This is a genomic window from Acinetobacter sp. V116_7 (assembly GCF_056735735.1).
Genome location: NZ_JBWZIF010000011.1, coordinates 33,402 through 45,778 on the forward strand (window position 1 = coordinate 33,402; position 12,377 = coordinate 45,778).

11 protein-coding genes are annotated in these 12,377 nt (G+C 38.6%); 8 read left to right on the forward strand and 3 right to left on the reverse strand.

Annotated elements, in window-relative coordinates:
* Nucleotides 1-7: 7 nt before the first annotated feature.
* From AC1PJP_RS00855 to AC1PJP_RS00865, 3 genes are all read right to left on the reverse strand, one after another.
* Entirely contained in the window at nt 8-1,159 is a 1,152-nt protein-coding gene (locus AC1PJP_RS00855; RefSeq protein WP_151743663.1) for a phospholipase A, read from the reverse strand.
* 20 nt (nt 1,160-1,179) lie between these two features.
* On the reverse strand, nt 1,180-4,119 hold the full coding sequence (locus AC1PJP_RS00860) for an insulinase family protein (protein ID WP_479766374.1): 2,940 nt from the start codon (nt 4,117-4,119) through the stop codon (nt 1,180-1,182).
* A 251-nt stretch (nt 4,120-4,370) separates the two neighbouring features.
* Complete coding sequence (locus tag AC1PJP_RS00865) at nt 4,371-6,461, reverse strand: TonB-dependent receptor (protein ID WP_479766375.1); 2,091 nt, start codon at nt 6,459-6,461, stop codon at nt 4,371-4,373.
* A gap of 237 nt (nt 6,462-6,698) precedes the next feature.
* Between AC1PJP_RS00865 and AC1PJP_RS00870 the strand changes: the two genes are divergently transcribed.
* From AC1PJP_RS00870 to AC1PJP_RS00905, 8 genes are all read left to right on the forward strand, one after another.
* On the forward strand, nt 6,699-7,703 hold the full coding sequence (locus tag AC1PJP_RS00870) for an adenosine kinase (protein ID WP_416700504.1): 1,005 nt from the start codon (nt 6,699-6,701) through the stop codon (nt 7,701-7,703).
* Between the two features lie 16 nt (nt 7,704-7,719).
* Complete coding sequence (locus tag AC1PJP_RS00875; RefSeq protein ID WP_003652095.1) at nt 7,720-8,028, forward strand: Rieske (2Fe-2S) protein; 309 nt, start codon at nt 7,720-7,722, stop codon at nt 8,026-8,028.
* A 25-nt stretch (nt 8,029-8,053) separates the two neighbouring features.
* Nucleotides 8,054-8,662, forward strand: coding sequence for an OB-fold-containig protein (locus AC1PJP_RS00880; protein ID WP_005306154.1), 609 nt, complete (start codon nt 8,054-8,056; stop codon nt 8,660-8,662).
* Nucleotides 8,663-9,040: 378 nt separating this feature from the next.
* Nucleotides 9,041-9,235 (forward strand): cytochrome oxidase putative small subunit CydP, encoded by a 195-nt coding sequence (gene cydP / locus AC1PJP_RS00885; protein ID WP_005306157.1) that lies wholly within the window; start codon nt 9,041-9,043, stop codon nt 9,233-9,235.
* Nucleotides 9,235-10,821: a cytochrome ubiquinol oxidase subunit I gene (locus AC1PJP_RS00890; protein WP_005306160.1), complete on the forward strand. Its 1,587-nt coding sequence runs from the start codon at nt 9,235-9,237 to the stop codon at nt 10,819-10,821. Before cydP ends, AC1PJP_RS00890 begins: the two co-directional genes overlap by 1 nt.
* On the forward strand, nt 10,818-11,963 hold the full coding sequence (gene cydB / locus AC1PJP_RS00895; RefSeq protein WP_199987650.1) for a cytochrome d ubiquinol oxidase subunit II: 1,146 nt from the start codon (nt 10,818-10,820) through the stop codon (nt 11,961-11,963). Before AC1PJP_RS00890 ends, cydB begins: the two co-directional genes overlap by 4 nt.
* A gap of 10 nt (nt 11,964-11,973) precedes the next feature.
* Nucleotides 11,974-12,075: a cytochrome bd-I oxidase subunit CydX gene (gene cydX, locus AC1PJP_RS00900; protein ID WP_000270276.1), complete on the forward strand. Its 102-nt coding sequence runs from the start codon at nt 11,974-11,976 to the stop codon at nt 12,073-12,075.
* Nucleotides 12,076-12,375 carry a cyd operon YbgE family protein gene (locus AC1PJP_RS00905; protein WP_004791954.1) on the forward strand — a complete coding sequence of 100 codons (300 nt, stop codon included), beginning with the start codon at nt 12,076-12,078 and terminating at the stop codon, nt 12,373-12,375.
* Nucleotides 12,376-12,377: the final 2 nt, after the last annotated feature.

A 12,377-nucleotide genomic window follows, 5' to 3' on the forward strand; every position in this document is an offset into this window, starting at 1 on the left:
TAAAAACTTAGTACCAGTTCATGAGTGAAACACCCAAGCCCGCGTAGGTTGCTCGGTGATTATAGTCAATTAAGCTTTCACCGTAACCATTAAACAACTGGAAGTGTCCACGCAGTTTGCCACTGATTGGAAAAGCCCAATCAAATTGAACTGCGCCATGAGAATCATCACCGCCTTTCAATGAATGACGCAGCATTAAAGAGAAGTCATTTTCCTTCCACTTATAAAATGCTGTTAAATCACCACGACCGATGTAATTTTCCATATCAGGGTTATTATCGTCTTTGCTGTCTTCCTCAATGCGCACCCATGGACGAAGCATTAAAGCAAAGTTACCGCGCTCTAATCCCACATTAAAGATTACTCGATTCCAGCTACGAGATAATGGATCTGAACGACCATTTGATTGGTGATTTAAAGTGACTCCAAGCAAACGACCATCTAGACCAAGCAATTCATAGTTGGTTCTAAACATTAAACTTGCTTCAGGCTCATAATTCGTTTCACGGAAAGGACGAGACTCTTCAGCATTAAATGTCTGCCAACGTGAAGATTGGGTATAACCTAACCACAAATCACCATTGTTGCCAAAAATATTTTCCCAAGCTTTGGTCTTTAAAGAAATCTGAAATTTACTTTCTGTTGATTTCAGATTTTGATCTTCTGTCACCGTATTGTTTGGGTTCGGGCTATGTGGCAACTCATTTTTATCACTGGTCCAGAATACAGGTAACAAATAGACCGGTTGATAAGCACGAATATTCCAAACCCCTAGTTTACTTTTTTCAGACAACTCCCAACGTTGATCTAGTAAAGAAGTAGTAGGTTCAAGTTTTGGTGCTTTACCAATTATTTTGATATTACTCACTGTATCTACCACCTTCTCTTTAAAGGTTTCAGGTGGAACAGCAGGTGCATCAATTTTTTTAACAGGCTCTGGTACAGCCGCAGCTTGAATAACAGGTAAAGCTGCTGGTTTAAATACAGAGTCATAACAAGCCAGACGATCGGCATTCGAAGCAAGAGCAACACATGCATCTACTGTCGCAGGGGTTACAGGTGCCAAGGTGTCAGCATATGTCACAGACGCACACAAACAGCTAAGCACGATTCCAATGCTTAGCTGTAAAGATGTGCGTTCAAATTGTCTGAACGCCATGTTCATCTCCAATTTTTATTTTAATTAACTTGTTGAATAGTAAAACCTAATTGCTGCAATTCATCGCGTTTTGCAAATGGCGCAACTACAGCTTTTACAGGAGTTTGCTCAACCAAATATTGACGAGCAACACGTTGTAAATCCTCTAATGTTACATGCAGCAAGCGTTCACGTAAGGTACGGCGGAAAGTTGGTGTTCTTGCATGCAACAATGCATAACATGCTGTAATCGCCTCACCTGCTGGTGAACCTGGTTTATCCATACTTGCAACAAGTCCAAGAATCGCTTCTTCAAGCTGATGAGGCTGTTGTTCCGCATTTAATAACCATTGCACACTTGCTTCAAAGTCTTTAAAAGTTTCTGCTAAACGTGGGTCACGGTAACTATAAAAACGGAATGAACATGCATTCCCATCATAACTTGCTCCGCCACCATACGCACCGCCTTTCTCACGAATGGCACTGTGTAAGAACCCATTACGCAAATAAGCTGCCAATACCATTAAGGGAGCCGCATCTGGATGCGATACATCGACTGCCTGATAAGCAGAAGCACAGAACTGAACATTTGCCTGAATTAACCATGCTTCATGATTATTGTCATTTGCCTGTTCTACGTGAGTTAACGCTGTTGCAGTTGCATCAACGTTTAGTTTATCCCAAACATTTTGGATTTCTTCAACCAAACGCTCAGACTGATGTTCTTCACATACAAGCAAGAACTGTTTAGGCGCTTGCAATAATTTACGATGAATACGTTTTAATTCTGCAATCAGGTCATCATAAGCTGCATCATCTTGGGTAATTTTAGCAACAAGCTCACCCAACCAGTTTAATGCACCTAAACCAGTGTTTTGATAATCACGTTGAGCCAAGGCACTCATATTACGTGATGCAATTTGCATTGCATAACTATGACCTGCTCCAGACAAACGAGATTGCCAACGTGTTTTACGCTGTTGCAATAACTCAATAATGCGTTCTTTCTCATCAAAACGAAGCTGTTCAAATGCTAACTTTAATAAATGAATTGCATCATTTTTTTGAGTCAACGATTTAGTCGTTAACGTTAACCAAGCACTAATTTTATCTTTATCGTCGACTTTGCTACGTAAAGAAGCGCCCATTCCTAAACCACCACTTACAGCTGTTTGTAAGTTTTGCAGCTCAAGATAATCATATTCACCTGCGCCCACTTCGCCCATCAAGATAGAAAGCAAATTGAAATAAGGTGACATTACAATATCTTCAGGAATTTGAATGAGGACTTGCTGATAGTAAATGCCATTCGTACCAGCATGATACAAATTCAACGGCGTATCCATGCGATTGCAAAGAATCTCGCGCAATTGACCCTGCACAATATGCAAGTCAGCAGGTACATCTTCCAAGCCTACTTTTGGCAATAGTTCAAGGTTATCTGGAGTATCCTGACGTTCCTCTAAAGCCTTGGTATTAGCAATAATTTCAGCCTTATCAGCATCTGTTAGTTTTTCACCAATAGCAGCTAAACGTGCTTTTTCAGCCTCTTGCTCTTTTACAGATTTTGTTGGGTCTGGAACTAGAGTCATCTGTACGCGATGTGGGTTGTCTAGCAAATGCGTTTGAATCAGATTTGATAACCACATTGGGTCTTTCAACTCTTCTTTAACTTGTGCAATTGCACTATCAACATCCCAAATTTGAATTGGGTCATTATGGTGAATCGCACCACTTAAGCCATTTAAAATTAAACTTAAGCCATAAGGTGTACCGTCACCATTAATTTCACGCTGATGCAACTCAATCTGATGCAAGATTGCATCGACTAAATTACTGTCAATTGGTTTTGCAGCAACATCACGCAGAATATTTAAAACACCCTCTCTAAAGCTTTGTGCATGTTCTGGGTTTGAACCTTGAACACCGCAGTAGAAAGTCATTTCAAAATTACTGTCGTCTACGCCCATTAATGGACCTGTTGATTGAGCATAACCGCAAGTTTCTAAGTAATGACGCAGTGGCGAAGCTGAATTTTCTAACAAAATCCCTTCAACCAAACGCATTCCCAAACGCAATTTCACATCATTTGCTTCTGGTAATAACCAAGATAGAACATGATAAGTTTTATCTTTTAACTCATCACTATCAACACCATAGTTTTCTGTTACTTCAATTGGCGCTGCTAAACGTTTTTCGGGCTTAGAATATAGAGTTGTTCCAGCAGAAAACTTATGTAGAGCTAGTTTTTCAAATTGCTCTTGTAGTTCATATGCTGTTTGATTACCAAAGGTCATGAATACAGCATTACTTGGATGGTAATGTACTTTATAAAAATCGACTAACTGCTCATAGGTTAAATCAGGAATATCTTTCGGGTCACCGCCTGAGTTGTAATGATAGGTCGTTTCAGGAAATAAATGATGAGCCAACTGATGATAAAGTTGGTCAGACGGTGCACTCATGGCACCTTTCATTTCATTGAAAACAACACCTTTATAAACAGGTTGCCCATTTTCTAGTTCAATACGAATACCTTCTTGAGCAAAATCAAGCGGATTCAAATTAGCAGCAAATGCCGCATCAAGATAAACAGAGAGTAAGTTTTGGAAATCTTTTTTGTTTTGAGTAGCAAATGGATACGCAGTCCAATCTGCTGCTGTAAAAGCGTTCATGAACGTATTTAAAGAACGGCGAATCATTAAAAAGAACGGATCACGTACCGGAAACTTTTCAGATCCACATAAAGCGGTATGTTCTAAAATATGTGCCGTGCCTTTAGAGTCCATAGGTTGTGTTCTAAAAGCAACAAGAAATACATTTTCATCATAGTCAGTTGCCAAGTGATAATGCACCGCACCTGTGACTTTATGCTTATATTCAGACACTAAAATATCTAATGCTTCTACATGGTGCTGACGTAGCAACTGAAACGCAGGGTGAACAGTTTGAGAAATGGTTTCAGTGACATCTACAGTCATGTGATCTCCTAACATATCGGATAAGTGAATAAGTCTCATTATAGCCTGAGTCAGCTTGAGATTGGCGAACAAAAGCCAAGTAAAATACTATGTTTTTGTTGAGTATTAGTTTTCATTGGCACGGCTTTGATATCAAGCACATAGCCATGAACGTTTTATCCTACCAGAACAAAAGCTTTTAATTCTATTTATATATTAACCAATAAATAAAAAAGCCCATCAAGTTGATGAGCTTTTAGAAAAACTTTTACTTAAAAACGATAACGAAGTGCAATTTGAGCATTCAGTGGGTCGCCCATCATGTTTGAATCATTGGCTCCGCTATGTCCGGAAACAAAGTAATCGCGATCAAACAAGTTATTTAAGTTGAAGTTCACATCGTAAAGTTCACTTTGATAACCTAGCGCTGCATTTACGACAGCATAACCTGATAAAACATTCTTGTTATCTGGCGCACTAAAACGTGATGATTCACCACGACCACCTACAGCCGCATACCAATGATCATTCATTTGATATTTTACCCATAAGTTAGCGGTGTTATTTGGCGTAAGCGCAGAACGATTGCCTGTCAGTCCAATAGTAGATTTTTCAATCTTACCATCCATATACGAATAGCCTGCCAATACCGATAATTGATCAGTTAATTGACCTGTTAATGAAAGCTCAACACCCTTGGTTTTTTGCTCACCTGCCAATACTGCTAGTGTTGAATCTGTAGGGTCTTGATTTTGAATATTTGTTTGGCTCATTTCAAATAAAGCCAACGTCACATTCAATTGATCATTCACATCCCACTTCGCACCGACCTCAATATTTTCGGTTTTTGTTGGGCTCAAATCATCACTGTTTTTATATAAAACAAATGAATCAGCCAAAGGCTGGAAAGACCGATTATAAGAAGTATAGAGTGAAATATTGCTTACTGGCTGATAAACCACCCCGATTCTTGGAGAATAGGTGTTATCAGTTCTATTTAATATTTGAGATTTCACTTTATCATTGCGATCTTGTGACAAATTATCATAGCGCAGACCAACTAAAACTTTCAGCTGATCTGTAACTGTCATTAAGTCTTGTAAATAGATACCGTAGTTTTCAAAGGTATTACTATTATTATTACGTGCAGTTGTTGAGCCTGTATTAATCGGAGCCCAGTATTCTAATTTAGGGTTATACAAATCAGTTGTGGTTTTAGCACCTTGCCAAAGTATTTCATCTTTGTGCTGCTTACTATATTCCGCACCAATTAAGGTATTGTGCTTTAAGAAACCAGTATTAAATAAACTACTTAATTCTTGCTGAACATAGACGCCATCTTCATTACGTAAACGCTTATTTTGAGTCAAAGTAATTTGTGACTTATCAGCGGGATGTGAATCAACACTATATTGGCGGTCTAATGAATAGTTATAGTGACGAACTGCGCCATGATATTTTAGATTATTGTTAAACTCATGATCTAAGCTTATGGTTTGGCTTGAAATTTCAGTATCAACATCACCCACCTCTTTACCGTTTAACGCACCATAAAAAGTTTTAGGGTTTGTTTTAACTGGTTTACCTGTAATTGGATCTGTCGGAAAACCTTGATCTGCTAAACGGTCATCATGCAAATAATCAGCCTGAATTAAAAGCTTCGTCTTGTCTGAAATATCCCATTGTAAAGATGGAGCAACCGCTTGGCGTTTTAAAAAAGCCTGATCACGATAACCATCTGAATCTTCAACTGCGCCAGTTAAACGAACCTTAACATTCTCTGCTACTTTTTCATTCACATCGACTTCTGCACGGCGTTGCCCTGTTGTACCACCAATAAGACTGACTTCATGCAAAGATTCGTCCATTGGTTTTTTATTAATTTTATTGACTAATCCACCCGCAGAACCACGTCCATATAATACAGAAGCAGGCCCTTTTAATACTTCAATACGCTCAACATTCGACATGTCGCGAAAATACAATGCATCGTCACGAATACCATCTACATAGTTATCTGTGATTGCAGAGAAACCACGAATCATGACCTGATCACGTTGCCCATCACCCACACTAAAGCTCAGACCAGCAACGTTTTGCAAGGCGCCTTGCATCGAGGTTACAGTTTGTTCTCTTAAAACTTGTTTAGGCACCACATTTACGATTTGAGGAACATCTTTTAATTGCATAAGTCCTTTAGTTGCAGTTGATGCTTGTCCCACTTCTTGTTTTAAGCTTTGTTCCTTTTCAGCTTTTACTGAAATTGTTGGAAGGTTGGTTACAGCCTGTTGCTCTGCCTCGACGGCATATACATGGCTTGTCATAACCCCAACTGATGAAATAAATAAAATTGAACGCTTCATGTAAGTTCGCTAGGAAAAATTTCATGCGAAGTTTCAATGAAATACACTGTATTTGTAAATATTAGCAAGAATCATTATTAATTGATAATATTTATTAAAAGTAGCATTTCAATAGCTTAGTCAAACAATAATTTCCCATTAATCGCTGAATTAACTGAATTTTATTCAACAAACTACAGCAAATCCAAGCAATGGTGTAAACTTAGCAACCTGATTTTTTTATTTGTGACAACACATATGGCAACTGTAGATCTTTTTGCAATTGGTAATGCATTAATCGACCAAGAATTTAAAGTGTCTGATGATTTTCTGAATCAACAAGGCTTGCAAAAAGGCACAATGCAGTTGTCCGATGGTGACACTCAATCTACTCTTTATGCAGAGTTAAAACAGCACCAAGACTACAAAGGTCAAGCGAGTGGCGGTTCGGCAGCAAACACGACCGTGGCTTTTAGTGCATTAGGTGGAACTGCTTTCTATGGTTGCCGTGTTGGTAACGATGATTTAGGTTCAATCTATCTGCAAGGTCTAAATGAAGCTGGCATTAAGACTACTTCAAAATCGATCAGTGAAGGTGTGACAGGTACTTGTATGGTACTTATTAGCCCTGACTCTGAACGCACAATGCACACCTATTTAGGTATCACTGCTGAACTCTCTCAAGATCAAATTGATTTTGAACCATTAAAAACAGCAAAATGGCTTTATATTGAAGGCTATCTTTCTACAAGTGAAACAGCGCGTAAAGCTGTAAAACAAGCGAGAGAAATTGCAAAAGCAAATGGTGTTAAAATTGCCCTGTCTCTTTCAGATCCTGCGATGGTGCAATACGCTCGCGAAGGCTTGGAAGAACTTATGGATGATGGCGTAGATTTACTATTTTGTAATGAACAAGAAGCCTTAATGTATACCAATACAACATCTGTAGAAGATGCTCTTGCTCAATTACGTTTTAAAAATCATACAGTAGTTATTACACAAAGTGCTAAAGGTGCTTTAGTTTCTAACCCTACCCAACATTTCCATGTGGCAGGCCGTCATGTAGAAGCCGTTGATACAAATGGTGCAGGTGATGCATTTGCAGGCGCATTCCTTTATGCCCTCAACCATCATCAAGATTTAAATGCTGCTGCACAGTTAGCTGTCTTAATTTCGAGTGAAGTTGTTTCTCAATTTGGTCCACGTTTAGCAATTAATGATTATGCTAAACTTCTTGAAAATTTTCAGAAGGAATGTGCTTGAAATGGAAAGGATCTGTATGACGGAAGAAGTTCCTGAGCGTGAAGCTAGAGCTTTTGACACTTTACAAGGAACGACTATTTTCGTTACGCAACGTGACGGCGCATTCTATGCTTATCAGAATTTATGCCCTCATTTGCAAACTGAGCTTGAGTATTTAGAAAATCAATTTCTTGACCAAGATCAAGAGTACATCCAATGCTCTACTCATGGTGCTTTATTTACCGTGGAAACAGGTGAATGTATTTCTGGACCATGTTTAGGCGATTTTTTAAATAAAGTTGAGCTTAAAGTACATTCAGATGGCGGTATCTATATCGTAGACTGAAGCTATAAACATTAGAGTTTCTGCCATGGCTGATTTCTTTTTCAATTATTATCTTATGCCATTTCACTTAAGTGTAGTGGCTTTGATATTGCTCAGCGTGGTAGAAACCATTGGTATGTATATTGGACTCCGTCCAAGTCAGTTACTCAAAAAAATTGCACCCGATTGGCTTTCTAACTCACCGCTACTTAATGTTAAATTTTCTAAAGCTCTAATTTTCGTTTTTTTACTTATCAATTTCAGTTATGCAGGTTACTTTTTACAACTCTCTTTCTTCGCAATACAGCATTATTTTATTTCCCCCTTTTATTTAATCGTCCCAGCTCTTGTGATCGCAATCTTTTTTACTGTGTTCATGATTCACTGCCTTGACCAAGTGATTAAGCCCAAGCTCACTCATACCAACTATAACCTTTTAGGGCGATTAGCAACTATTTCCAGTGGTAATGCCAGACCTGGATTTTCTGCCCAAGCCCGCGTGCGTGATGAATTTGGTCAGCTACACTACGTTCAAGTAGAACCAGAGTACGGCGAACTCGAATTGTACTCTCAAGTTATTCTTGTCAGAGTTCATAAAAGTCATTATGTAGCTAAGAAAATTTCTGTATCTAACGATCTTTTTGCACCCGATTAACTCTTAATTATTTTTGTAGTTTCCTATCACTTTTTGCAGGCTTCATTACGCCTGCATTTTGTTATTTTCTTTCTTAATTAATATTTATTATCCCGAGCACCTTAGTTGGAAATAAAGTTAATAAATATTATATACAACCATTTTAGTTGGTATTAAATAAAAACAAACTATTTTAATAAACTTTATATTTTTATTTACAAGTGTTTTAGTAGGAATTAATAATTAATTCAAACTATTTTAGTATGATATTTATTTTAAAATAATAAACAACTGTTTTATATAAACAAATTATTTAAATATTCATTTTAAATATATTTAATGTTTATTTTTATTATGTTTTGATTAATAATAAAATTATTATCAAATGAGGTTTAATATATGAGCCTTTATTTTAAAAATCTTAATAGTCGTTTAATTAAAGAAATCACTATTATTCTAATAATAAAAATAGTGCTTCTTTTAACGATTAAACATATTTGGTTTGATGCTCCCACCATCCCCAAAAATTTCGACAATCAGGTCGCTGAGCATATTGCTGGCGATAACATTTCCAACATTAAGGAGACACGTTGATGATTTCTGAAAGCGTGGTTGATCTTTCGCGGTTTCAATTTGCAATGACCGCAATGTATCACTTTCTTTTCGTCCCTTTAACTTTAGGTTTGGCATTTATCCTTGCCATCATGGAAACCACTTATGTCATTTCTGGTAAAGAAATTTACAAAGATATGACTAAATTTTGGGGAAAATTATTTGGTATTAACTTTGCTTTAGGGGTTACGACTGGCTTAACAATGGAGTTCCAGTTTGGAACAAACTGGGCTTATTACTCACACTATGTAGGTGATATTTTCGGTGCACCATTAGCAATTGAAGGCCTTATGGCATTCTTCCTAGAGTCGACATTTATAGGTCTATTTTTCTTTGGATGGGACCGGTTAACTAAGGTTCAGCATCTAGGCGTAACATGGTTAGTCGCTCTAGGTTCCAACATGTCAGCGCTCTGGATTTTAGTGGCAAATGGTTGGATGCAAAACCCTGTAGGTGCTGCATTTAACTTTGAAACGATGCGTATGGAACTAGTTGATTTCGGCGCGCTTATCTTTAACCCTGTAGCTCAGGTTAAATTTGTACACACTGTATCTGCGGGATATGTAACTGGTGCAATTTTTGTACTTGCTATCTCAAGCTACTACTTGCTTAAAAAACGTGATCTACCTTTTGCACGTCGTTCATTTGCAATTGCTGCAATTTTCGGTCTTGCATCTACACTTTCAGTGATTTTGTTAGGCGATGAATCTGGCTATGAGCTAGGTGATGTTCAAAAAACTAAACTCGCTGCGATTGAAGCCGAATGGGATACTCACCCTGCTCCGGCTCCATTTACCTTGTTTGGCGTACCCAATCATGAAGAAATGCGCACAGATTATGCAGTTAAAATTCCATATGCATTAGGTTTAATTGCAACTCGCTCAACAACCAAAGAAGTTACTGGTCTTAAAGACCTCATGCAACAACATGAAGTTCGTATTCGTAACGGTATGCTTGCCTATGCTGAACTTGAAAAATTACGTGCAGGAGATCGCTCACCAGAGTTATTGGCTTCTTTTGAGAAAAATCAAAAAGATCTAGGTTATGGCCTACTTCTTAAGAAATATGCACCGAATGTAGTTGATGCAAGCGAGCAAAATATTAAAGCTGCTGTAAAAGATACTGTTCCAAATGTTACAGCGCTATTTTTCTCTTTCCGCGCCATGGTTGCCTCTGGCTTCTTAATGCTATTACTTTTCATTTTAGCGACTTGGGCGGTAGCAAAAAGAAATGCTGAAAACAAACCTTGGTTACTTAAATATGCATTGTTTGCTCTGCCGCTTCCTTGGATTGCTGCACAAACTGGTTGGTATGTAGCTGAAGGCGGTCGTCAACCATGGTCAATTGGTGAAATCTTACCAACCCACCTATCTACTTCTAGTTTAAGTACTGGTGACGTATGGGGTTCGATTCTTGCCTTAGCAGCGTTCTATACAGCTCTTTTAATTATTGAAATGTATTTAATGATCAAGTTTGCTCGTTTAGGGCCAAGTTCTCTGCACACTGGCAAATATCATTTTGAAAAGCAAGAACCGAAGACAGCTGTTAATGGGGAGGCCTTATCATGATTGAATATGAATTATTAAAAATCATTTGGTGGGTGTTAGTTGGCGTACTTCTGATCGGCTTCGCTCTGACTGATGGCTTCGATATGGGTTCTATGGCTCTCATGCCTTTCGTTGGAAAAACTGATAGCGAACGCCGTGCTGCAATCAACACGATTGCACCACACTGGGATGGTAATCAGGTCTGGTTTATTACGGCGGGCGGCGCACTATTTGCTGCTTGGCCAATGGTCTATTCAGTTGCCTTTTCTGGCATGTACTGGGCACTGTTATTAGTTTTATTCGCCCTCTTCTTAAGACCAGTCGGCTTCGATTATCGCTCTAAACTAGATAATACCAAGTGGCGTAATTCTTGGGATTGGGGCCTGTGCATTGGTGGCGCCGTTCCAGCCCTTGTATTTGGTGTAGCATTCGGCAACTTATTTCTAGGACTACCATTCGGGTTAGACGACACTTTACGCTCTGAATATACTGGTAGTTTTTTTGCTCTTCTTAACCCATTTGCCCTAGTTTGTGGTGTTGTGAGTTTATCTATGCTTTGTGCACATGGTGGTGCATGGCTCATGTTGCGCACAGATGAAGCTTTAAAACAACGCTCTGCCAAAGCTACTCAAATTATGGCAATTATATTTTTAATTTGTTTCCTTGTGATTGGAGCATGGCTCTATTTCGGGCAAGTGCCAGGTTATAGCTATGCTGTTGCCATAGATCCAAATGCTGCACTCAACCCTTTAGCTAAAGAAGTGGTGACTAATAGCAATCCGGGTTGGATGAATAATTACAGCACCTATCCAGTGACTAAAGTTGCTCCAATTCTTGCAATATTAGGCGCCATCATTGCAATTTTTGCATCCTCAAAAGCAAAAGCAGGCTTAAGTTTTACTGGTACAAGTTTAATGATTGTTGGAGCAATTTTAACTGCTGGCTTTGCCTTATTTCCGTTCCTGCTTCCATCTAGTATCAACCCTAATTCTAGTTTGACGATGTGGGATGCTGTATCAAGTCACCTTACTTTAGGCGTTATGACTGTCGCAGCCTGCATTTTTGTTCCTCTTATTTTGATCTATACCAGTTGGTCTTATTACAAAATGTGGGGAGTCATTACCAACAAACACATCGAGTCAAACTCGCATAGCTTGTATTAAGGAGAACACAATGTGGTATTTCGCATGGATCCTAGGCATTTTGATGGCATGTTTTGCGGGTGTACTCAGTGCACTTTATATCGAACATCATCAAAATTTAGATGAGGAATAAATGATGGCAAAAGCAATGACAGCATCAAATCATCGAAAAGCTCAAGCATTTGCAATGGCCCTTTCTTTTCTGTTGGCATTGCCTCTTGCTGCAATTTTGTTGGTTTATCCTTCACTCATGCTAGATGCTAACGGACACTACAATCATAGCCAGCTTATGCTGGTAATGATTGGTATTTCTGGTGGCTTTATTTATGGAGTGGGTTTCGTACCCAACTTCTGGCTATGGAAATGGCTATTTAGCCCATGGGTGGCTTGGCCTCTCATGCTTTTAGGCTATTACATCTGGTTTCTAACCTAAAT